This is a genomic window from Campylobacter helveticus (assembly GCF_002080395.1).
Classification (GTDB): domain Bacteria; phylum Campylobacterota; class Campylobacteria; order Campylobacterales; family Campylobacteraceae; genus Campylobacter_D; species Campylobacter_D helveticus.
The window spans coordinates 1,067,815-1,090,579 of the sequence record NZ_CP020478.1 but is presented as its reverse complement, the minus strand read 5'-3'; the positions used below and the strand labels follow the sequence as shown (position 1 = coordinate 1,090,579).

Here is a 22,765-nt window from a genome sequence, read left to right as displayed (position 1 = left end):
AAGTATGAAAAGGAAAAGCTATGTGTAAAGATTGCGGTTGTTCGGTAACTCCACACACTCAAGACCATCATCACTCTCAAAATCATTCTCACTCACACCATCATTATCAAAACTATGAAAATCCTGAGCTTAAGGAAGACAAAACCTTAGAGGTTTTAAGCAAAATTTTAAGTAAAAATGACCATGAAGCAGAGCATAATAGGGGGCATTTTAACGCTGAAAAAGTGCTTTGTATTAATTTAATGAGTTCGCCCGGAAGTGGAAAAACAACGCTTTTAGAAAGCACTTTAAAGGCTTTAAAAAACGAAATGAAAATTAGCGTGATAGAGGGAGATTTAGAAAGTGAAAATGACGCTAAACGCGTAAGAGAAGCGGGGGCGCAGGCTTTTCAAATCACCACAGGGCAAAGTTGCCATTTGGACGCTTTTATGGTGCATAAGGCTTTACATCACTTAAATTTAAAAGAATGCGATTTGCTTTTTATAGAAAATGTGGGGAATTTGGTTTGCCCTGCAAGTTATGATTTAGGGCAGCATTTAAATGTCGTGCTTTTAAGTGTTACGGAGGGGAGTGATAAGCCGCAAAAATATCCTGTGATGTTTAAAAAGGCGGATTTGGTGATTATTTCAAAAGCAGATTTAGCCCATCATTTTGATTTTGATGTGGAAGAGGCGAGTAGGGAGTGTAAAAAGCTTAATCCTAAGGTGGATATTTTAATCCTTGATTCTAAAACTGGGAAAAATTTAGAGCTTTGGTATCAGTATCTAAGGCTTAAAAAGGAGCTTTTTTAATGTGTCTTTCCATACCCTCTAAAATTTTAGAGATAGATGATTATAATAACGCTTTAGTGGAGACTTTGGGCGTAAAGAGAAAGGTCAATTTAGATTTGATTAGTGAGCCTTTAAAGCAGGGTGATTTTGTGCTAATTCACGTTGGCGTGGCAATGGAAAAGATAGATAAGGAAGCCGCGCTTTTAAGCATTAAAACCTACCAAGAGATAGTGGATAAAATGCAGAGTGGAGAGATAAAAATGGACGAGGGGGATATGGGGCTTAATGAATTTCATCGATGAATTTAGAGATAAAAATACCCTGTTAGCACTGAATGCTCTCATTAAAAAAAAAGTCCAAAAGCCTATCAATATAATGGAAATTTGTGGCGGACACACGCATAGCATTATGAAATATGCCTTGTGTGATTTATTGCCTAAAGAGATAAATTTTATCCACGGACCGGGTTGTCCCGTGTGTGTAATGCCTCGCAGGCGTATTGATATCGCTTTAAAACTTGCCGCGCAAAAAGATGTGATATTTTGCACTTTGGGCGATTTGCTAAGGGTTCCGGGAAGCACACATTCTTTGCTTGATTTACGCGCTAAGGGTGCTGATGTAAGAGCGCTTTACGCTCCACTTGAAGTTTTGCAAATCGCTAAAGAAAATTTAGAGAAAAAAATTATCTTTTTTGCCATAGGTTTTGAAACAACCACGCCGATGAGTGCTTTGCTTTTGGAAAAAGTGATAGAGGAGGGCTTAAAAAATGTTTCTATTTTTTCAAATCACATTACCGTTCCAGCACCAGTGGAAGCGATAATGAGCGATGAAAATGTCAAAATTGACGCTTTTTTAGGACCTTCTCATGTGAGCGTGATAACGGGTTATAAAATTTACGAGCCTTTGGCAAAGAAATTTCACACTCCCATAGCGGTGAGTGGCTTTGAGCCTGTGGATATAATGGAAAGCGTTTTAAATATCATCTTGCAAGAAAATGCCAAAAAAGCCGAAATTTATAATCAATACTCAAGGGTGGTAAGCCGTGAGGGTAATGTCAAGGCGCAAAATTTGGTTAAGAAATATTTTAAACCTTGCGATTTTGAATTTAGAGGTTTAGGCTTGATTAAAAATGGAGGCTTAGAGCTTAGGGAGGAATTTGCAAGATATGATGCAAGCAAGCTTTATGACTGCGAGGTGGAAAGTAAGGGTGAGAGTAAGGCTTGCATTTGCGGACAAATTTTAAGAGGTTTAGCCAAGCCTTATGAATGTAAGGTTTTCGGTAAAGCTTGCACACCAAAAAGTCCTATAGGTAGCTGTATGGTTTCTGGTGAGGGGGCTTGTGCGGCGTATTACAAATACGCTAAAGCGCATTGATGAATTTTTAGAAAGGTATGTATGGAAGCGATGTATCCATATTTTTTTAATTGCGCATATTATTTGTGCGATTGTATTTTTAGGTTATATTTTTGCTGATGTTATTTTGCTTTCTCCTGTGCGTAAAAATTTAAAGAAAATTTTAAGCGAGGAGAAGCAAGAGGTTTTAGACGCTGTTTTTTGGCGGTATTTCTAAACGCGCAGTTAAGATTATGCCATTGTGTCTTTTAATCTTAATCTTAAGTGGTGGAGCGATGATAAGCTCTTATATTGGCACAGAAAAAGGCTTTTTTGAGACAAAATTGCAAATTTTTTTTTAATGATAAAGGCATTGCTTGCGTTTATCATTTTCATAATGGTTTGCGTGTCGCTTAGTTGCAAGGTATTGGGTGTGAGAAATCCTTTGGCGGGTATTATCCACCCTCTTGCTTTAATACTTGGCTTTTGTATAGTGGTCTTGGCTAAAGCCGCATTTTATTTTAATTAAAGGAGAAAAGTATGAAATTTGAAACAATTAGTATCGAGTCTATCCATAAGCTTATGGATATTTTTTATGCAAAGGTTAGAGTTGATAAAAATGGACTTGGTGCAGTTTTTAACGCTAAAATTGGCACAAATGACGAGCAGTGGAATTCGCATAAGATAAAGATTGTAAGTTTTTGGGAGGGTATGCTACTAGGAAGTGGAAATTTTAAAGGCAACCCTATGAAAGCACATATAGACCTACCCGCCTTTCCTAGAGAACTTTTTGCTGTGTGGCTTAAGCTTTTCAAAGAGAGCTTAGTCTGTATATGCTCTATAAGCCAACAGAGACATCATCTTTCAAAGAGCAGAGGCTATCCACAAAGATTTCAATATATGCTTTATGAAAGCGGTGTGCGTTAAGCATTAGCTTGAATTTGCGGAGGTGCTTCCTCCCTTAAACTTATGATAAAAGCTTAAGTACTTTTATGCTATAATCCCCCAAATTTTAAAAAGGAAAGTTGATGTTCGCCAAGCTTATACAAAGATATTCTAAAGGGAATCTCATCTTACAAATTTGCATCGGTATAGTGCTGGGCGTTTTTGTTGGACTAGTCTCTAAAGATGCTGCGGTTGTGGCAAATTTTTTGGGTGTTTTATTTACAAGTGCGCTTAAGGCTATCGCCCCTGTGCTTGTGTTTATCCTCATCTTAACCTCCATTTGCACGAGAGAATTTACGCAAAAAAGTGCAAGAATGAAAAATATCGTATTTTTATACATTGTGGCGACTTTTTTAGCCTCTGCTTGTGCTGTTGGTGTGAGTTTTTTAGTCCCAACAGAGCTTGTTTTAGACGGAGTAGAGAAAGTGGAGCAAAGCTCTCCGTCTTTTATGAGTGAAATTTTTAAAGATTTAATTTTAAAGATAGTAGATAATCCTATCAACGCTCTTTCAAGTGGTAATTATTTAGGAATTTTGGCGTGGGCTATTGCTGGAGGATTGGCGCTTAAGCACTGCTCTAAAGAGGCAAAGCAAGTTTTTGTTGATATTAATGAGGGGGTGCTAAAGATAGTTAAATTTATAGTCAAACTTGCCCCTTTTGGAATTTTTGGCTTAGTGGCAAATTCCGTTGCTAGCACGGGTGCAGCAGGGCTTATAAGCTATGCAAAACTCTTGCTTGTCTTGGTTGTTACTATGCTTTTTGTTGCTTTTGTTGTCAATGCTTTGATTGTGTTTATTTATACGCGTAAAAATCCTTTCCCCCTTATTTTTATCTGCTTAAGAGAGAGTGCGTTTTTTGCCTTTTTTACACGCAGTTCAGCGGCAAATATCCCCGTTAATATGGCACTTTGTGCCAAGCTTGGCATTGATAAAGAGCTTTATAGCATTTCCATCCCTCTTGGAGCAACGATAAATATGGGTGGAGCGGCTGTTACCATAGCAGTTTTGAGCCTTGCGGCAGCTTATACCGTTGGGATTGAGGTTAATTTTTTTCAAGCTTTTTTACTGAGCATTATCGCAACTTTTGCAGCGTGCGGAGCTAGTGGAGTGGCGGGTGGCTCACTGCTTTTAATCCCTCTTGCTTGTTCTTTGTTTAATATCAATTATGATGTGGCAATGAAAGTTGTAGCGATAGGTTTTATTATAGGCGTGATACAAGATAGTGTTGAAACAGCACTTAATAGCTCGACAGATGTGCTTTTTACTGCGATTTGCTCGAATAACGATTTGCATTACAAGTAGGACATTATGAAACATCTTATTACGACAAAAGATTTTGATAAGAACGAGATTGAGGCACTTTTTGAAGATGCGAGAGAATTTTTAGATGAAAAACCTAGGACTTTACTTGAGGGAAAGAGTGTAACGACCATATTTTTTGAAAATTCTACTAGGACGCTTTCAAGCTTTGAAAGTGCGGCTAGAAGACTTGGAGCTAGGGTTTTGAGGCTTGATGTTTCAAGGTCAAGCTCTAGTAAGGGCGAAACGCTTTATGATACTGCGGCAAATTTAGACGCTATGGGTCCGCACGCTATCATTGTAAGACATCATCACTCAGGAGTTCCTTATCTTTTGGCTAAACATTTGCATTGTCCTGTATTAAACGCAGGAGATGGTAAGCACGCACACCCTAGTCAAGCTTTGCTTGATTTATTTACCATTAAAGAGCATTTTAAAAATGAGATTGAAGGGCGAAAAATTCTTATTGTAGGTGATGTAAAAAATTCGCGAGTTGCTGCTTCAAATATAGAGCTTTTAGGGCGTTTTGGGCTTGATATTACTTTAGTTGCTCCGCCTCATTTTATGCCTAAAACCTCGCTTAAAAGTTCTTTTGAATTGAGCGAAAGATTAGTTGAGGGTGCAGATATTATTATGAGCTTAAGGACGCAAACCGAAAGACATCAAAAGGCGATTTATGCTTCTTTAAAAGACTATGCGAACGATTTTTGCCTCCACGCAAATTTATTGACTAAAAATCCTAAACTTATCATTTTACATCCAGGTCCTGTGCATAGAAATATCGACATTAGTGATGAGGTAATGGCTAGTTCTCAAAGCCTAGTCTTAAAGCAAGTTAAAAATGGTGTGGCGATAAGAATGGCGATTTTAAAAAAACTGATTTTGGAGAAATGAGATGTTAGAGTGGGATTTAAATGCTTTATTTGAAGATACGGAAGAGCTTGAGACATTTACACAAGAAACAATTAGGTTAGCAGATGAATTTAAGCAAAAGTATGAAAAAAATTTAACCCACTTAAATAAAGAAGAATTCCTAACAAGCTTAAAAACTTACGAAATTTTAAATGAAAATACTGCAAGAATAATGACTTATGTGTATTTGTGTTTTGCTAAGAATACCTTAATGGGAGATTTTTACGCAGAATATGAAGAGAAGTGTAAAAAGATAGAGGAAAATTTACTTTTTTTTGAGTTGGAATTTTGTGAGCTTGAGGAAGCAAAAAGTGGTGAATTTATAGATTTTTGCGAGGATTATCAATTTTATTTAGAAAATCTTTTGAAAAATAAAAAATTTAATCTTAGTCAAAAAGAAGAACGCGTTTTACTTTATCTTTCAAATACGGGAGCAAATGCTTTTTCTAGGCTTTTTGACGAGAGTATGAGTGCTTTGAAAATTGACTTTGAGGGTAAAAAGCTGAGTGAAGAAGAAATTTTAAGTAAGCTTTATCATAGTGAGCGTAAGGTGCGCAAAAAGGCAGCAAAAAGCTTTACAAAAGCTTTAAAGAAAAATGCTTCTTTGTTGAATTTTATTTTTAATATGATAAAAACAGAACTTAAAAACATTTGTCATCTAAGAGGCTATGAAAGTGCTGAAACGCCAAGACATCTAAGGAATCAAATTTCAAAAAAAAGCGTGGATGCGCTTATTTTGAGTGCGGAAAAAAGTTATTATTTGGTGGAGGATTTTTATCAAATCAAAAAGCAAATTCTAGGTTTTAAAGAGCTAAAAGATTATGATAGATACGCCCCTTTGGGTAAGGAAGCAAATTTTAGCTTTGAGGAAAGTAAAGAAATTGTTTTAAAGGCGTTTAAGAGCTTTGATTCTAGGTTTGAAAATATAGCAAAAGAGGCTTTTGAGGGAGGGTGGATTGATGTTTATCCTAAAGAAAATAAGCAAGGAGGGGCTTTTTCACACTCTGCGACCTCCACAGCACATCCTTTTGTGTTATTAAATTTCACTAATCAACGCCGCGACCTTTTCACTCTAGCACACGAATTAGGACATACCATACACCAAAAGCTTTCTTATAAGGTAAGCTTTTTAAATCAAAACACGTCTTTAACCACAGCTGAAACGGCGTCCGTGTTTGCCGAAATGCTTGTGTTTGATTATGTAAAAAATAAGCTTAAAAATGAAGAATTAATTGCCCTTTATGCAGCTAAAATTGAAGATATTTTTGCCACACTTTATAGGCAAATTAGTTTTACTTGCTTTGAAAGGCGTATCCATAAAGAGTCAAATGAGCTAAAAAAAGAGCAAATTGATGCCATTTGGATGGAAGAATCGGCTAAAATGTTTGGAAAAAGCGTTAAGCTAACTAAAAATTATGCTTTTTGGTGGAGTTATATTCCGCATTTTATCCATTCGCCTTTTTATTGTTATGCTTATTCCTACGCACAACTTTTGGTTTTGGCACTTTATGGACTTTATAAAAGTGATAGGTGTGAGAATTTTAAGGAGCTTTACATCACTATGCTTTCTCGTGGTGGAAGCCTTAGTCCTAAGGAATTAATAGCCGTTTTTGGTTTTGACATAGAAGATAAAGATTTTTGGCAACTTGGCATTGATGAGATTGAAAAATTATTAAAGGAATTTAAAATAAAGGCTTTAAAATGCTAGAGACGATTTTAAAAAATGAAAAATTTGTTACATTGATGGGGGAGCATTGTTTTGAAGTGCTTAAGCGTTTGCAGGAGGAAAAAGTCGAATTTTCCGTAGTTGCAAATATGCAATTTGTTAAATTTGACCCTGAGTTGCCTGAAGAATTGAGCCTTAAAAATAATCCTTTTGTAATGTTTGCTTTAGCGGGTTATACCTTTGAATCTATGGAGCTTAACAAAGAGCGTTTGTATTTTCACGCGGGTTTTGGGGCTGATGATTTTGCGACTTATGTCAGTGTGGATTTAGGAGCTATTACGCAAATTCAAATTGAAAATACCATTATTTTTGTCAATTTTAGTATCTATAAAGGCAAAAAAGATGAAGAAAATGTTAAAAATTCCAAAAATATCTTTTTGAAAAACAATAAAGATTTATTTAAATGAAAATTTTACAAAGTCTCAATGAAAGCCAAAAAGAAGCAGTGAGGCATATAGACGGAGCTATGCTTATTTTAGCAGGGGCTGGAAGTGGTAAGACTAAGACCATCACAACGCGTCTTGCGTATCTTATCGATGAGGTGGGAATTCCAGCACAAAGCACCCTAACGCTAACTTTTACAAATAAAGCTGCTATGGTGATGAAAACAAGAGCCTTAGAGCTTATTAGAGAAAAAGACGCTTCGCCATTACTTTGCACCTTTCATAAATTTGGTTTAATGTTTTTAAGACTTCACATTGCAAGGCTTGGGCGTAAAAATGATTTTGTCGTTATCGATAGCGATGATGTAAAAAAAATTCTCAAAGAAATCATCGGTGCGGAAAAAGATAATGTGAATTTTATAATGAGTGAAATTTCTCGTTTTAAAAATATGGGTTTTAACGCGGATATGGTTTTTGAAGAAGTGGAAAAATACAAAGATGATGAGCAAAATTATAAGAAATATTTCAAACTTGCGACTTGTTATAAAAATTATCAAAATTACCTTTTAAGATATAATTTTGTGGATTTTGATGATTTGCTTTTGCTTACTTGTTTTTTACTTGAAGATGAGGAATTTGCGAAGATACAGAGTCAAATTTATCGTTATATTATGGTTGATGAATATCAAGATACAAATTTCTTGCAACATAAAATTTTAAAAAGCCTTTGCAAAAGCCACGAAAATCTTTGTGTCGTGGGAGATGATGACCAAAGTATTTATAGCTGGAGGGGGGCTAAGGTTGAAAATATCCTTAATTTCCAAAACGAATTTGAAAAGGTTAAGTTGGTTAAGTTAGAGCAAAATTATCGCTCTGTCGGCACGATTTTAAAGGCGGCTAATGAGCTTATCGCCCATAATCAAAAAAGATTAGGTAAGACTTTAATTTGCACTAAAGATGAGGGAGATGAGATTGAAATTTGCGCCTGTGAAGACGAGAGAGAGGAAAGTGCTATGGTCGCAAGGAAGATTAAAGCACTTTTAGACGGGGGTGTAAAAATGGACGAAATCGCCGTTTTATTTCGCGTTAATGCCCTTTCTCGTGCGCTTGAGGAAGCCTTGATGAAAGAGAAAATTCCTTATCTTTTATTGAGTGGAATGCGTTTTTATGAAAGAGCGGAAATAAAAGATATGATAGCTTATCTTAGGCTCATTAATAATTTGGAAGACGATTTTTCTTTTAAACGCATTATTAATAGACCTAAGAGAGGTTTTGGGGAGGTGGCACTTCAAAAATTAGAAAAACACGCACAAATACATCAAATTTCGCTTTTTGAGGCTTTGTGTAATTTAGAAGGGAGTGGAGTTTTTAGTCAAAAATTACAAAATGAATTGCGTGATTTTATAGAAAATATCAAAAGTTTAAGAGAGCTTTCGAGCCTAAAAGAAGTGATAGAGCAGCTTGATGAAAGGTTTAAATTTAAAGAATTTTACGAAAAGCAAAATGAAAGTGAAGATAAGATAGCAAATATTAATGAGTTTTGTGCAAGCCTAAAAGATAGGATAGAAAATGAAAATATCGAAAGCTTGGAGGAAATTTTGAGCGAAATTTCACTTTTAAGCGAGCAAGACAAGACACATAAGGGCGTATGTATAATGAGTGTGCATACGAGCAAGGGCTTGGAATTTGATTATGTTTTTGTGATAGGCTTGGAAATGGGCTTTTTCCCTGTGGGCTATGATAATATCGAGGAGGAGCGCCGCCTAGCCTATGTGGCTTTCACTAGGGCAAAGAAGAGATTGAGTTTGAGTTATGTAAATTCGCGTTTTCATCAAGGCTCAAGGGCGTATTTGCAAAAAAGTTGTTTTTTAGAAGAAAGTGGAGTGCTTGATAAAGAAATTGAAGTAAGTGAGGGCTTTAAAAAAGGCGATTTGGTGCGACATAAAATCTTTGGAGTGGGGAGAGTTGTTGGGGTTAATGAGGATAAATTAAATATCAATTTTGGTGGCATTGAAAGGATAATTCTAGATTCTTATGTAGAAAGGGCGGTATGAATAAGCTTTTTGTTGCTTACAAACCCACTCAAATAAGCTCAAATGCTTTTTTAAGTCAAATTAAGAAAAAGTATAAAATTAAAAAGGCTGGATATTCTGGCACACTAGACCCCTTTGCAAAAGGTGTTTTAATCATCGCTTTTAATCAATACACAAAACTTTTTCGTTTTTTAAATAAAAGTCCAAAAACTTACCGAGCTACCATTTGGCTTGGGGTTAAGTCCCTAAGTCTTGATACGCAAAATATTAAAGAGGTGAAGATTTTACCTAGTTTTGATTTGGAGCAAATTAAGAAAGTTTGCGAGGAGCTTTTGGGCGAAGTTTCTTTTTTTCCGCCTCAATTTAGCGCAAAAAGAAGCGAGGGAAAAAGAGCATATGAATTTGCCAAGAGGGGAGAGAGTGCGCCACTTAAAGAATGCAAAATGCAAGTTTTTTCTTATGAAATTTTACACTATACACACCCCTTTTTGAGTATAGAATTAACATTAAGCGAGGGGGGATATGTGCGTTCATATTGTGAGCTTTTGGCAAAAAAGCTTGGTATTAATGCAACTTTGAGTTCTTTAGAGCGTTTAAGCGAGGGGAATTTTTTTTATAATGGGGAAAAAAGTTTAAATGTGCTAGAATATTTAAATCTTAAAAGAAATTCTCTAAAAGATTTAAGTAAGCTTGAAAATGGCACAAAAATTGCCCTAGAAGAGCTTGAGATTAAAGAAGATGGAGAATATTTTTTAGAAGATGAGAAGATTTTTTCTATTATAAAAATTGAAAATGGAAAAGTGGAATATATTTTAAATAAGGTTGAGAAATGTTGATTTTATCGAGAAAAGAAGGGCAAAGCTTACAAATAGGCGATGAGATAGAAATTAAGATTGTTCAAACGGGCAAAGGCTACGCTAAGATAGGCATTGAAGCGCCTAAATCTTTGCTGATTTTAAGAAAAGAATTAATCACGCAGATTAAAGATGAGAATTTGCATTCTGTCGTGCAAAATGAAATAAAGCTTGATGATTTAAGCAAAAAGCTTAAGCAATGAAAGCTAATGCAAAAGCAAATATTTTTTTAAAAATTACAGGACTTGATAATAGGGGCTATCATCTTTTAAATTCGCGTTTTGTGCTTTTGGAGACGCTTTATGATGAGCTTTTTTTGGTGGAGGAAAAGCAAAAAGAAGGTTTTGAAATTTTAAGCACTTTTGAGTGCGAGGATAATATCATTAATAAGGCGTATCGTTTGCTTTGCGATGAGGGATTTAAAAACGAGCTTGAAGAGCTTTTTGCTACAAAAAGCTTAAAGCTTATAAAAAATATCCCAACTTACGCTGGGCTTGGAGGTGGCAGTAGTGATGCTGCTACATTTTTAAAAATGATAAATGAAACATTAAATCTTAAAATTTCTAGGGAAAAAATGCTACAACTAAGCACAAAGTTAGGGGCTGATGTGGCTTTTTTCTTAAGCGAGGCAAAAAGTGCAAATGTAAAAGGCTGTGGTGAAATCATCGAGGAATTTGACGATGAGTTGGTTGAGCTTGAGTTTATTTTTCCTCAAATTTCTTGTGAAACGGCTAGGGTTTATGAGGAATTTGATAATGCAAAATGTGATTTTGCTAAAGCCTTAAAAGAAGCACAACATTACGAAACTCTAAGCACAAAAGAGCTTTTAGAATATGAAAATTTAAGTCTTAATGACCTTTTTATGCCTTGTATAAGGCTCTATCCTAAGATGAGAGAATTTTTAGAAAAAGGCTATTTTTTAAGTGGAAGTGGAAGTAGTGTTTTTAAGGCTAAAAGATGAAAATTATCGCTAGAAATAAAAAGGCTTTATTTGATTATCACATTATAGAGCGTTTTGAGGCTGGTATCGTGCTAAAGGGCAGTGAAGTCGTAGCTTTAAGGGCTGGTAGGGCGAATTTAAAGGATTCTTTTGTGCGGATTATTAGAGGGGAGCTTTTTTTGCTAAACGCTCACATTTCTTTACTTAGCACGACACATAGTTTTTATAGGCACGAAGAAAGAGGGGCTAGAAAACTCTTAATGCACAGAAAGCAAATTGATAAATTGCTGGGTAAAGTGAGTGTTGAGGGTTATACTTTGGTGGCTTTAGAGCTTTATTTTAACGCCAAAAATAAAGCAAAATTAACCCTAGCATTAGCGAAAGGCAAAACCTTGCACGACAAAAGAGAGGTTTTAAAGAAAAAACAAGCCGATTTAGACGCCAAAATGGCAATGAAAAATTATAAATAAGAGAGATAAAATGCAAAGAATTTATAAAGATTATGTTAATGGCTTTGTGCTTGTGCTTTTGGTAAGCCTTGCAAGTTATTATGTTAGCACCTTATCTTGGGTTGAAAACTTACATTTATCACCTTTGATTTTAAGTGTGCTTCTTGGCATATTTGCAGCGCCTTTGTTTAGAGTTGCAAAAAATAGCTGTGAAAAGGCGGTTGTTTTTAGTGCTAAAAAACTCTTAAGGCTAGGGATTATCCTTTTTGGCTTTAATGTAACTCTTGATAGCATTGCGTCTGTTGGCTTGAGTGGAATTTTATTAAGCGTTGCGGTTGCGGTTGCGATTTTGTGGCTTGGATATGTGATTGGGGTAAAAGTTTTAAAGCTTGATAAAGAAATTGCGATTTTGGTAAGTGCTGGAAGTGCGATTTGTGGAGCAGCAGCGGTTTTGGCTTTAGAATCTTCTATTAAATCAAAGCCTTATAAGGGTGTGATTGCGGTTGGCACGGTTGTGCTTTTTGGGCTTTTAGGGATGTTTTTATACCCTTTGTTTTATGCGATACAAATTCCTTCTTTTTCTCACACGCAGGAAGGTTATTTCATAGGGCTAACGCTACACGAGTTGGCAAATGTCGTGGGTGCTGGTGGGGCGATTTCTTCTCAAACTCAAGAAGTGGCGTTAATTGTTAAGATGATTCGCGTGATTTTGCTTGTCGCGGTGCTATTAATCGTGCCTTACCTTTTTACGCAAAGTAAAGAGGGTGAGCGTAGAAAGCTCCATATCCCTTGGTTTGCGTTTTGGTTTTTGGGGGTTGTATTGTTGCATTCTTTTGTTAATTTACCGAACGAGCTTGTAGAATCCTTAAAGTTTTTATCTAGCTTTTTTTTAGTAATGGCAATGAGTGCTTTGGGACTTCAGGTGGATTTTAAGAAATTTTTAGAGTGTGGGATAAAGGCTTTTGTTTTGGCTTTTATTCTATTTGTAATTTTGATTTTTGGCGGTTTCTTGCTTGTGCATTATTTTGTAGCGTAAATTTGCCATATTTGACGGAGTTAGGATAAGCTTTTTGCGATATAATGAGCTTTATTTTATCTAAAGGAAAGTTAAATGCGAAAAATACAAATTTTATTTTTAACCTTTTTATTTTCACTTTTTTTTGTAGGGTGTGCGAGTGAAGAAGTAAAAAATGAGCTGGATTTTAAAGAATTTACACTTGGTGAAAAGGTGCTTTTAAAGAGTGTTAATGGTGGAGAAAAAACTCTTGTTAGGAAAGAAAAAGGTTTTGTCGTTGAGGGAGAAGAGGATAAAATTTTAATGTTTGATTTTTTTGGCACTTTTTGTCAGCCTTGCAAAGAGGAAGCTTTGGAGCTTAGTAAATTGTGGCAAAATAATGCCAAGCATTTCACACTCATAGGCTTAAGTCATTTTGAAGAAGTGGGCGATGAAGAGGTGTTAAAATTCGCTAAAGATTACAATGCTTTTTATTTTTTAAGCAACTCAAAAGAAAAAGATAGAGTTATCGCACAAATTCTAAAAGATATCGCCTACCAAAATATGGAGCAATTACCCTTTAAAGTTGTTTTAAAAGATGGAATTTATCAAAGCGTGAGCGATTTTTGGAATAAGGGTAAAAAGGTCAATTTTTATCTTGGTAAAGTGCCAAGCGAATTTATGCAAGAAGATATTAATGTGATTTTACAAGGCAAATCATAATGGAAAAACTTGAAAGTTTGCAAAAAGAGGATTTGCAAGAACCGAAAATGTATAAGGTTGTGCTTTTAAATGACGATGTTACAACGATGGATTTTGTGATTGAAGTTTTAATGCGTGTGTTTTTTCATAGTTTTGAAAAGGCAAGTGAGCTTATGATGCAAATTCATTATGAGGGAAGTGGAGTGTGTGGAATTTATACTCAAGAAATTGCCCTTTCAAAGCATAAAAAGGTGCAAATAATGGCGATGGAGGCACATTTTCCTTTGCAAAGTAGGGTGGAGGAAGAATGAAAGAAAAAATCAGCGAATTTTTAGATAATGCCAAGCATTTAAGCTTTATCAATCACCACGAATTTGTTACTTGCGAACATTTGCTTTTTACTTTATTGAAATTAAGCCACGATTTTAAAGATTTGTTTCAAAATTATGCGGACGGAGAATTTTTGCTTTTAGAACGAGAGCTTAAAAATCATCTTGCAACTAAAAATGAAAATGTGGGAAAAGAGATAGAGCCTGAAGTTTCCGTTGTTTTAATGGATATTTTTGCGAAAAATTCTAATGCTTATGTAGAAGAATTTATTAAGACGCTTTTAGAAGATGGGCGTTCTTTTGGGGCGTATTTGCTAAAAAAACACGGCTTAAAATTAGATGAGAAAAAAGATAATGCCAACCCTCTTTTAAATTATACGATTAACCTTAACACCTTGGCAAACGAAGGTAAAATCGACCCTTTGATAGGACGCGAGTTTGAGCTCGAGAGAATGATGCAAATTTTACTTCGCCGCAAGAAAAATAATCCTATCTTAATCGGCGAAGCGGGTGTTGGTAAAACGGCTATTGTTGAGGGCTTGGCTTTAAGAATTTCGCAGGGCTTAGTGCCTGAGAAATTAAAAAATGCCCAAATTTTCACTCTCGATTTAACAGGGCTTCTTTCAGGCACGAAATACCGCGGCGATTTTGAGCGTAGGATTAAAGAGATTATCGATGGGCTTATGCAGATTGAAAATGCGATTTTATTTATCGATGAAATTCATACCATAGTAGGTGCGGGAGCTACGGGAGAGGGGCATACAGATTTTTCAAATTTGTTAAAACCAGCTCTAAGCAATGGTAGTTTAAAGTGTATCGGTGCGACGACCTTTATGGAGTATAAAAATAGTTTTGAAAAAAATAAAGCCCTTTCACGCCGTTTTGCTAAAATCAATGTTGATGAACCGAGTAAAGAAGAGTGTCTTCTCATACTTAAGGGCTTGAGGGAAAAATATGAGGGCTTTCATCATATTAAGATAAGTGATGAAATTTTGCAAGAAAGTATTGAGCTAGGTAAGAAATTTTTTGCGGATAAATTTTTACCTGACTGCGCGATTGATTTGATTGATGAGCTTGGAGCTTCTTTTGCTCTAAAGGCTAAGAAAAACCCAAATTTAAAGGACTTAAATGAAGTTTTAGCGAGAATGACTCATTCTCATAAACTTTTTGAATTTAATCAAAACAAAGCCCTTTTAAATCTTAACGCAAATTTAAAAACGCAAATTTTTGGACAAGATGAGGTAATAGACAGCCTATGTTCTACCTTAAAACAAGGCTACACGGGCTTTAAGGGGGAAAATAGTCCTAGGGGGGTTTTTCTTTTTACGGGTTCAAGTGGAGTTGGTAAAACGGAGCTTTGTAAAAATATAGCGGCGTTTTTGGGACTACATTTAGAGCGCTTTGATATGAGTGAATATGCCGAAAAACACGCTTTAAGTAAGCTCATCGGTTCACCTGCTGGCTATGTGGGCTATGAAGATGGCGGACTTTTAAGTAATGCCGTGCGGAAAAACCCTTTTTCTCTCGTGCTTTTTGATGAGATAGAAAAGGCGCATCCTGATTTGACAAATACTTTTTTGCAAATTTTTGATAATGCTATGCTTACGGATAATAGCGGCTTAAAGGTGGATTTTAAAAATACTATCATTGTGATGACTTCGAATTTGGGGCTTAAAGAAAGTAACGAGCTTGGTTTTTTGAGTAAAAATGAGGAAAAAACAAATCGTGCGATTAAAGATTTTTTCGCCCCTGAATTTATCAACCGCATTGATAAAATTTTACATTTTAACGAGCTTGATGATGTAATTTTGGAAAAAATCGTTCAAAAAGAATTAAACGAACTTTCTAAAAATCTTAAAAATGTAATTTTAAGTGCTTCTAAAAAAGCTAAGGTGCATTTAGCGAAAAAGGCGCATCAAAAAGAATTTGGTGTGAGGCTTTTAAAACGCGTTATAGCTGAAGAAATCGGCACAAAACTAAGCGATAAAATTTTACGCAAAGAGTTGAAAAATGGAGCAAAAATTAAAATAGAGCTAGATAAAAACGATAAAATCATCTTAATATAAGGACGAAAATGACAAAAATATTAATTTTTACTTTAATCGTCTTGTTGTTGGCTCTAGTTTCTTTTACGCTAAGGAAGAAATTAGGCAACAAAACGAAGCCTTTTTTTATTTTATTGCTTATTATTTTTATCATTTTTGCTGTGCTTTTTGAGGGCAAGAATCTTAAAATGAGCGATAAAAAGCAAGATTTACTTTACGCTTTTCATCAGGGAAAAATCTTAAAATGTAAAGATTTTAATGTCAGCAAAACGCATTTTAACTACGAATTTGGCACTTCAAGTTTCATAGCCAAAAGTAAGGAATTTAAGGGCGTAGTGCTTGATATTAGAAAATGTGAGCTAGTCGATGAATGAGCTTTTAACTAAGCTTGATTTAAAAGATTTTGTAGAGGAATTTAAAGCACTTTTTGCAAGAGAAAAAGAGCTATTTTTAGAGGGTGATACGCATTTGCATTTTAGGCGTTTGCGTGAGCTTTGCGAGGTGGAATTTAGCCTGCCTTTAAGCGTTAAGAAGCTTGATTTCGCCCTTACGCATCTTAGCAAACAAGGCGTTTTGCACCTTGATGAGCTTTTTGAATTTGTGAAAATTTTGCGTTATTTTTCTTATCTTAAAAGTCTTAAATTTGAGGGTTCTCTTAAGGCTTGGTTGGATAAAATTGAACTTTTGCCTCAACTTTTAGATTTTATTAATGCTTTTGATGAGAGAGGAATTTTAAAAGAAAGCCTTGATGAAAGACTTGTTAATCTAAACCACTCCATTAAACTTAAAAAAGAAAATATAAGTTTTGAATTTAAAAAACTTGCCCACACAAAGGCTTTAAATCCCTATCTTATCGATACGCAAGTGCATTTAATTAGCGGTTTGGAAGCCTTGCTTGTAAGAGGAGGGTTTAATCACGCCTTAAAAGCTAAAATCATAGGCAGAAGTAGTGGCGGAGGCTTTTATGTTGTGCCTTTGAGTGTGGAAAGATTGCAAGGTGAGCTTGATGATTTAGAAGAGAAAAAAGAGGAAATTTATTACGAATATGCCAAAAATTTCTCCGCTTTGTTGCATAAAAATCTTTTATTTTTAAAATTTATTAACCAAGCTTTTGATTTGTTTGACCATTATAGCGCGAGAGTGATGCTTGCGAAGAAGAAAGATTATGAATTTATGCTTTGTGAAAATAGCTCTACCATAAGCCTTAAAAATTTCGCTCACCCCGCCCTTAAAAATCCAAAAAGCATTAGTGTGGAATTTACTAAGCAGGTTTTAATCATCACAGGCGTGAATGCTGGTGGGAAATCAATGCTACTTAAAAGCATTTTAAGTGCGGCTTTTTTAGCCAAACATTTACTTCCTATGCGCATTAAAGCAGATGAAAGTAAAATAGGCTCTTTTAAAGAATTTGAAGCGATTATAGAAGACCCACAAAATGCTAAAAATGACATTTCCACCTTTGCGGGGAGGATGTTAGCCTTTTCTAAGCTTTTCACAAAGAAAAATTTACTTTTGGCTGTCGATGAAATAGAGCTTGGGACGGATTTTGAAGAGGCGGCTTGTCTTTATAGTGCTTTAATAGAAAAACTCATAGAAAATAAGCTTAAAATTATCATCACAACACACCATAAACGCCTTGCTATGCTTTTATCTAAAAATAGCGAAGTGGAACTTCTAGCTGCCCTATATGATGAGGCTTTGGCTAAGCCCAAATTTGAGTTTTTAAAAGGCACGATTGGTAAATCTTACGCTTTTGAGACGGCACTTCGCTATCAAATCCCCCCTGTTTTGGTCGCTAAGGCTAGGCAAAATTATGGTGAGGATAAGCAAGGGCTTGAGGATTTGGTCGGTAAAAATATCAATTTAGAATTAGAACTAAGAGAAAAACTTGCCAAAGTGAGCGAGAAGGAAAAAAGGGCTGATGAAATTTTACAAAGCTTAAAAGAGCAAAAGGAAAGAAATGAAAGCGAATTTAGAGCTAGGTATAACGCGCTTGGTTTAGAGTTTCATAAAGCCATAGAGGAAGCGAAAAAGACCATAGTTCTTAAGGATACTAGAGAAAAACAAAGAAGCTTAAATAAGGCAAATGAGCTTAAAAGAGCCATTTCTTTGCCAAATAGGGAGCAAAATGAGGAATTTCGCGTGGGGGATTTTGTCAAATATGAAAAGATAAAGGGTGTGATTGTGGGGATTTCTAAAAATGACGCCTTGGTAGAGAGCGAGGGTTTGAGACTGCGCGTTGGTTTAAATTTACTTAAAAAAAGTAGTGCTTTACCTAAACCAAAGGCAAAGACACAAATTAGCCTTGCTAGACCTACAAATGTGGCTCTTAGTCTTGATTTGCACGGACTTAGAAGCGATGAGGCTTTAGAAAGGCTTGATAAATTTATTTCAGATGCTCTTATAGCAGGACTTGATGAGGTTATCGTATATCACGGCATAGGCACAGGAAAGCTGTCTTTTGCCGTAAGAGAATTTTTAAAAACGCATAAAAGCGTCAAAAGCTTCAGTGATGCACCGATAAATCAGGGTGGCTTTGGCGCGAAGCTTGTGAGGCTGTGAGAGGGCGGACGATAAAATTGCCATAAAATGGTGAAATTGATGAATGTTAAATAAAATATAGTTTAATATCAATAACATATAAAGTAAGGAGAGAAAATGAGAGCATTATTAAGCGTGAGTGATAAAGAGGGCATAGTCGAATTTGCAAAAGAGCTTGAAAATTTGGGCTTTGAGTTGCTTTCTACGGGTGGCACTTATAAGCTTTTAAAAGATAATCATCTTAATGTGGTCGAGGTCAGTGAATTTACAAATAGCCCCGAGCTTTTTGAGGGTAGGGTAAAGACTTTACACCCTAAAATTCACGGCGGAATTTTGCATAAAAGAAGCGATGAAAATCATAAAAAACAAGCTAAAGACAATGGAATTTTGGGGATTGATTTGGTTTGTGTGAATTTATACCCCTTTAAAAAAACAACCATTATGAGCGATGATTTTGATGAGATTATAGAAAATATCGATATAGGTGGTCCTGCGATGATAAGAAGTGCGGCAAAAAACTATAAAGATGTAATGGTCGTTTGTGATACGCAAAGTTATGAGAGCGTGATAGAGGCTTTAAAAAATGGAAAAAATGATGAGCAATTTCGTCTTGGTTTGATGATAAAGGCTTATGAGCATACGGCAAATTACGATTCTTACATCGCAAATTATATGAATGAGCGTTTTAATGAAGGTTTTGGAGAGCATAAATTTATAGTGGGACAGAAAGTTTTTGATACAAGATATGGAGAAAATCCTCATCAAAAAGGCTCTTTATATGAATTTGACGCGTTTTTTAGCACAAATTTCAAAACCTTAAAGGGGGAGGTTAGTTTTAATAATTTAACGGATATTAATGCTGCCGTTAATCTTGCTTCAAGCTTTGATAAAGCCCCAGCTGTGGCGATTGTTAAGCACGGAAATCCTTGTGGTTTTGCTTTGAAAAATACTTTGCTTGAAAGTTATGTTGAGGCGTTAAAATGTGATAGTGTGAGTGCGTATGGTGGCGTTGTGGCGATAAATGGAAAGCTTGATAGGGTCTTAGCGGAAAAAATTAATGAAATTTATGTCGAGCTTATTATAGCGGCTAATGTCGATGAGGAGGCTTTGGCTGTTTTTGAGACGAAGAAGAGGATTAAGATTTTTACGCAGAAAAGCCCTTATCTTCTAAGAAATTATGACAAATTTGATTTTAAGCACATTGATGGAGGTTTTGTCTATCAAAATAGCGATGAAGTTAAAGAAAATGAGCTTTTAAACGCCAAACTTGTAAGTGCAAATTCTGCAAGTGAGAGCGAGTTAAAGGACTTAGAAATCGCTCTTAAAATCGCCGCTTTGACAAAGTCAAACAATGTCACTTATGTGAAAAATGGGGCGCTTGTTGCGATAGGGATGGGAATGACAAGTCGCATTGATGCGGCTAAGGCTGCGATAAATAAGGCTTGTGAAATGAAGCTTGATTTAAAGGGCTGTGTTTTGGCGAGTGAAGCCTTTTTCCCTTTTAGAGATAGCATTGATGAAGCGGCAAAAGTGGGCGTGAAAGCCATAGTTGAGCCCGGCGGAAGCATAAGAGATGAAGAGGTCATTAAAGCAGCTGATGAATATGGCATAGCTTTGTATTTTACAGGCATTAGGCATTTTTTACATTGAGAAATCTAATGGATATAAATTTTAAAAGAAAGGGGGAAGGAGAACTAATTAAAAAGTAAATATAGTTTTAAATGGAATTTAAAAGAGGCTGAAGCAAAAGTAAAGTGGTGTATGGAAAAAGCAAATATTACTAACGAAGAATTAAATTATAGCTTGAGGATTTGGCTAAGGTGGGAGAGGCTTATAAAAGGTTGTTCGTAAAGTGCGTGTAGCAGATGATGAATTAAGTTAACTGATAGCGATAATTGTGTCGCGGCGCTTAATGTTTTTGGTGTAGAAGAAGCTAGAAAAATCAATCCAAATGTTAGAGATTGAAAGCAGAAATTATAATGAAACACTTCCCCAAAATCAAAACCTCTACATTTACAATAATATTATCTATCTTGATTATTTTAAAGATAAAAAGGGAATTAAGAAATCCACAGGATTAAAACATTCTGCGTTGAGTTTTGATTTTGTGAGAAAAAACTACGAACATTTCATACAATGTTTTTAGCTTGAAAATTTAAAGAGGCAACTCTTCGTTTTTTACATAAGAATAGGCTTTATTTACATAGGTGAATTTAGAGTAAATCATTTCTTATTTAAGTCATTTTTAAATAAATAAAAAGTAAAATATCTCATCTTAAATTTAGGAGATTTTATGTTTAAAAGCATAGGTTTTAAGGTTTCTGCTGCGATTTTTGCCATTTTATTTATTAGTTTTGTGGTTGTATGGTTTATTTTAAATTTAGATTTTAAAAATACTGCCACCAAAATGGGACGAGAAAATTTAGAAACCGTAAGCACTTCTATCTTTCAAACTATGCGTATGGCTATGAATTTGGGCGACCCTGAGAAAATTAAAGAGGCGATTGATGATGTGAGAGGGATTGAGAGTATCAGCGATATTTATATTTATCCCTCAAAAGATACCATTGAGCTTTTTGAGATAAAAAATCCACAAACGACGAAAGATAGCATTATTTTAGAGCAGTTTGACAAACCTGAAGTCAAAATTTTAGAGCAACTTTATAATGGCGTTCCAACTTTAAGGCTTATTCGTCCGTTGATTGCTAATGATTCTTGCGTTGCTTGCCACGCAAATGTCAAAAATGGAAGTGTTTTGGGGGTGATGGATGTGTATCATTCCTTACAAGGGGTGAAAGATGATATAGCAGGCACAAGTAGGTCTTATATTGTAATCTTTAGCCTCGCCTTGCTTTTTACTCTCATCATCGTTCTTTTGGTGCTTAAAAGAGTTGTGGGAAGTCCCGTTTTAGAGCTTTTAAAACACGCAAAAGAATTAGCACAAGGCACGGGCGATTTGCGTGCGAGGATTAGGATTAACGGGCAAGATGAAATATCTCAGGCTTGTGGCTATATTAATCAATTTATAGAAAAAACGCAAAATGCTGTCATTTCCACAGGAACAAGCGTTAGGAAAGTTGAAGACCAAACGGGAATTTTAAGTTCTAATGCAACAAATTTAAATGAAATCACTATGCAAAGTCATCATAAAACAAATGAAAGTTTTAATTTAAGTAATAATATAGGAACAGAACTAGCAGAACTTGCTTTGCTTTCAAGTGAGGCAAATGTGGCAAATGATAAATCTTATACCTTGCTTGAGGAAATGCTAAACTCTCTTTTTAATGTGGCTCAAAAGGTTAATGGTGTCGCTACAAATGAAAATGAACTTGCCAAAAAAGTTGAAAATATGGTTAAACAAGCGCATAATATCCAAAAAGCTACGACAATGATGGACGAAATAGCTGACAAGACAAATTTACTTTCTTTAAATGCTGGTATTGAGGCGGCTAGAGCTGGGACATTTGGGCGTGGATTTTCCGTCATCGCGGAGGATATTAGAAATTTGGCACAAAGCAGCGAGGAATTTTTAGGAAGCGTTGCGCAAATCACCAAAGAACTTTTGGACAGCATTCAAGATGTAAGTAACGAGCTTAGAGAAAATGCCCATAATGTGCAATCTTTAAATGAGGACACAAATTTACTTGTGGATTCTGCAAATGAAGTCAAAATTTGTAACCAAGAAGCTAAAAGTTTGGTAATTCAATGCACACAGAGGATTAAAATTTCGCAAGAAAATATCCAAAAACTACTTTTTTCTATGCAAGAAAATGTGGAAGTAAGTGAGAAAAATGAAGAGATTGCTAAAATCCTTTTGCAAATTTCTAATGAGTTAAAAATAGTGTGTCATAATTTGGAAAATCAAATTAATCAATTTCAAGTTTAAAGGAGATAGGTATGAAAAAGATGGGCATTGCTTTAGCAAGTTTGGCTCTTTTTGTGGGCTGTGCAAGTCATAATGCTTCGAGTGAGGTAGGAGGAAAGGATACTATGAAACCACTTGCTTTGGAAGGACAAAATTTAAAAATAGAAAAAATCGTAGTTGGTGGAAAGAGCTTTAACCCTGAAAATATGGAAGAAAACCCTAATATCAGCTTCGAGAAAAATAAATTTTACGGCTCTGCTGGGTGTAACCGCTTTTTTGGAAATTACAAAAAAGATGATATGAATTTGCAAATCGATGGTGCAGCTTCGACACAAATGCTTTGCCATCCTCAAAGCGTAATGGAATTTGAAAGCACTTTCTTAACAAATTTTAATGGAAATTTTAAAATTATTAATGAAAATGATAAGATTATCCTAGAGAGTGGTGAGACAAAAATTTATCTTAAATAAGTGCCTTTTATAAGGCACTTTGATTCTAGTTTAGCTAGAGTGTGCTACAAAATTTATCTTCAAATTTTAAAATTATCTTTATTAAGATTTTTTAAGTCTTATTTTAGGATGAAATTATATAATATTCGCATATTATCTTATAAGAAGTGATGATGAAAAAATTAGTAAAAATTTTTC

General features: G+C 35.2%; 23 protein-coding genes and 1 pseudogene. All 24 read left to right on the top strand.

Annotation, left to right across the window (positions count from 1 at the left end):
* Positions 1 to 20: 20 nt before the first annotated feature.
* The 24 genes and pseudogenes from hypB (at position 21) to CHELV3228_RS05770 (ending at position 22,588) form a co-directional block, all read left to right on the top strand.
* Entirely contained in the window at positions 21 to 791 is a 771-nt protein-coding gene (gene hypB, locus CHELV3228_RS05880; RefSeq protein ID WP_082200102.1) for a hydrogenase nickel incorporation protein HypB, read from the top strand.
* Positions 791 to 1,072, top strand: coding sequence for a HypC/HybG/HupF family hydrogenase formation chaperone (locus CHELV3228_RS05875; RefSeq protein WP_082200101.1), 282 nt, complete (start codon positions 791 to 793; stop codon positions 1,070 to 1,072). Before hypB ends, CHELV3228_RS05875 begins: the two co-directional genes overlap by 1 nt.
* Positions 1,056 to 2,144, top strand: a complete 1,089-nt coding sequence (hypD, locus tag CHELV3228_RS05870; RefSeq protein WP_082200100.1) for a hydrogenase formation protein HypD — start codon at positions 1,056 to 1,058, stop codon at positions 2,142 to 2,144. Before CHELV3228_RS05875 ends, hypD begins: the two co-directional genes overlap by 17 nt.
* Before the next feature lie 21 nt (positions 2,145 to 2,165).
* Positions 2,166 to 2,631: pseudogene (locus CHELV3228_RS05865) on the top strand (copper resistance protein CopD).
* Positions 2,632 to 2,642: 11 nt separating this feature from the next.
* Complete coding sequence (locus tag CHELV3228_RS05860; protein ID WP_082200099.1) at positions 2,643 to 3,029, top strand: group III truncated hemoglobin; 387 nt, start codon at positions 2,643 to 2,645, stop codon at positions 3,027 to 3,029.
* A 101-nt stretch (positions 3,030 to 3,130) separates the two neighbouring features.
* Complete coding sequence (sstT, locus tag CHELV3228_RS05855) at positions 3,131 to 4,348, top strand: serine/threonine transporter SstT (RefSeq protein ID WP_082200098.1); 1,218 nt, start codon at positions 3,131 to 3,133, stop codon at positions 4,346 to 4,348.
* Between the two features lie 6 nt (positions 4,349 to 4,354).
* Positions 4,355 to 5,239 (top strand): aspartate carbamoyltransferase catalytic subunit, encoded by an 885-nt coding sequence (locus CHELV3228_RS05850; protein ID WP_082200097.1) that lies wholly within the window; start codon positions 4,355 to 4,357, stop codon positions 5,237 to 5,239.
* Between the two features lies 1 nt (position 5,240).
* Positions 5,241 to 6,965 carry a M3 family oligoendopeptidase gene (locus tag CHELV3228_RS05845; protein WP_082200096.1) on the top strand — a complete coding sequence of 575 codons (1,725 nt, stop codon included), beginning with the start codon at positions 5,241 to 5,243 and terminating at the stop codon, positions 6,963 to 6,965.
* Positions 6,959 to 7,390 (top strand): hypothetical protein, encoded by a 432-nt coding sequence (locus CHELV3228_RS05840; protein WP_082200095.1) that lies wholly within the window; start codon positions 6,959 to 6,961, stop codon positions 7,388 to 7,390. The genes CHELV3228_RS05845 and CHELV3228_RS05840 overlap by 7 nt, the downstream gene beginning before the upstream one ends.
* Complete coding sequence (locus CHELV3228_RS05835) at positions 7,387 to 9,420, top strand: ATP-dependent helicase (protein ID WP_082200094.1); 2,034 nt, start codon at positions 7,387 to 7,389, stop codon at positions 9,418 to 9,420. Before CHELV3228_RS05840 ends, CHELV3228_RS05835 begins: the two co-directional genes overlap by 4 nt.
* Positions 9,417 to 10,235 carry a tRNA pseudouridine(55) synthase TruB gene (gene truB / locus CHELV3228_RS05830; protein WP_082200093.1) on the top strand — a complete coding sequence of 273 codons (819 nt, stop codon included), beginning with the start codon at positions 9,417 to 9,419 and terminating at the stop codon, positions 10,233 to 10,235. Before CHELV3228_RS05835 ends, truB begins: the two co-directional genes overlap by 4 nt.
* Positions 10,229 to 10,456 carry a carbon storage regulator CsrA gene (gene csrA / locus CHELV3228_RS05825; protein WP_082200092.1) on the top strand — a complete coding sequence of 76 codons (228 nt, stop codon included), beginning with the start codon at positions 10,229 to 10,231 and terminating at the stop codon, positions 10,454 to 10,456. Before truB ends, csrA begins: the two co-directional genes overlap by 7 nt.
* Positions 10,453 to 11,214: a 4-(cytidine 5'-diphospho)-2-C-methyl-D-erythritol kinase gene (locus CHELV3228_RS05820; protein WP_082200091.1), complete on the top strand. Its 762-nt coding sequence runs from the start codon at positions 10,453 to 10,455 to the stop codon at positions 11,212 to 11,214. Before csrA ends, CHELV3228_RS05820 begins: the two co-directional genes overlap by 4 nt.
* On the top strand, positions 11,211 to 11,663 hold the full coding sequence (gene smpB / locus CHELV3228_RS05815; RefSeq protein WP_082200090.1) for an SsrA-binding protein SmpB: 453 nt from the start codon (positions 11,211 to 11,213) through the stop codon (positions 11,661 to 11,663). The genes CHELV3228_RS05820 and smpB overlap by 4 nt, the downstream gene beginning before the upstream one ends.
* Positions 11,664 to 11,673: 10 nt before the next feature.
* Complete coding sequence (locus tag CHELV3228_RS05810) at positions 11,674 to 12,678, top strand: YeiH family protein (RefSeq protein ID WP_082200089.1); 1,005 nt, start codon at positions 11,674 to 11,676, stop codon at positions 12,676 to 12,678.
* Positions 12,679 to 12,753: 75 nt separating this feature from the next.
* Complete coding sequence (locus CHELV3228_RS05805; protein ID WP_082200088.1) at positions 12,754 to 13,359, top strand: thioredoxin domain-containing protein; 606 nt, start codon at positions 12,754 to 12,756, stop codon at positions 13,357 to 13,359.
* Positions 13,359 to 13,649, top strand: coding sequence for an ATP-dependent Clp protease adaptor ClpS (locus CHELV3228_RS05800; protein WP_082200087.1), 291 nt, complete (start codon positions 13,359 to 13,361; stop codon positions 13,647 to 13,649). Before CHELV3228_RS05805 ends, CHELV3228_RS05800 begins: the two co-directional genes overlap by 1 nt.
* Positions 13,646 to 15,733, top strand: a complete 2,088-nt coding sequence (locus CHELV3228_RS05795) for an AAA family ATPase (RefSeq protein ID WP_082200031.1) — start codon at positions 13,646 to 13,648, stop codon at positions 15,731 to 15,733. The genes CHELV3228_RS05800 and CHELV3228_RS05795 overlap by 4 nt, the downstream gene beginning before the upstream one ends.
* An 8-nt stretch (positions 15,734 to 15,741) precedes the next feature.
* On the top strand, positions 15,742 to 16,086 hold the full coding sequence (locus CHELV3228_RS05790) for a hypothetical protein (protein ID WP_082200029.1): 345 nt from the start codon (positions 15,742 to 15,744) through the stop codon (positions 16,084 to 16,086).
* On the top strand, positions 16,079 to 18,274 hold the full coding sequence (locus CHELV3228_RS05785; RefSeq protein ID WP_082200027.1) for an endonuclease MutS2: 2,196 nt from the start codon (positions 16,079 to 16,081) through the stop codon (positions 18,272 to 18,274). Before CHELV3228_RS05790 ends, CHELV3228_RS05785 begins: the two co-directional genes overlap by 8 nt.
* 96 nt (positions 18,275 to 18,370) lie before the next feature.
* On the top strand, positions 18,371 to 19,903 hold the full coding sequence (purH, locus tag CHELV3228_RS05780) for a bifunctional phosphoribosylaminoimidazolecarboxamide formyltransferase/IMP cyclohydrolase (protein ID WP_082200025.1): 1,533 nt from the start codon (positions 18,371 to 18,373) through the stop codon (positions 19,901 to 19,903).
* A gap of 301 nt (positions 19,904 to 20,204) precedes the next feature.
* Positions 20,205 to 20,399 (top strand): hypothetical protein, encoded by a 195-nt coding sequence (locus tag CHELV3228_RS10090; RefSeq protein WP_139018232.1) that lies wholly within the window; start codon positions 20,205 to 20,207, stop codon positions 20,397 to 20,399.
* Positions 20,400 to 20,546: 147 nt separating this feature from the next.
* Positions 20,547 to 22,139: a methyl-accepting chemotaxis protein gene (locus CHELV3228_RS05775; RefSeq protein ID WP_082200023.1), complete on the top strand. Its 1,593-nt coding sequence runs from the start codon at positions 20,547 to 20,549 to the stop codon at positions 22,137 to 22,139.
* A gap of 11 nt (positions 22,140 to 22,150) precedes the next feature.
* Entirely contained in the window at positions 22,151 to 22,588 is a 438-nt protein-coding gene (locus CHELV3228_RS05770) for an META domain-containing protein (RefSeq protein ID WP_082200021.1), read from the top strand.
* Positions 22,589 to 22,765 lie beyond the last annotated feature (177 nt).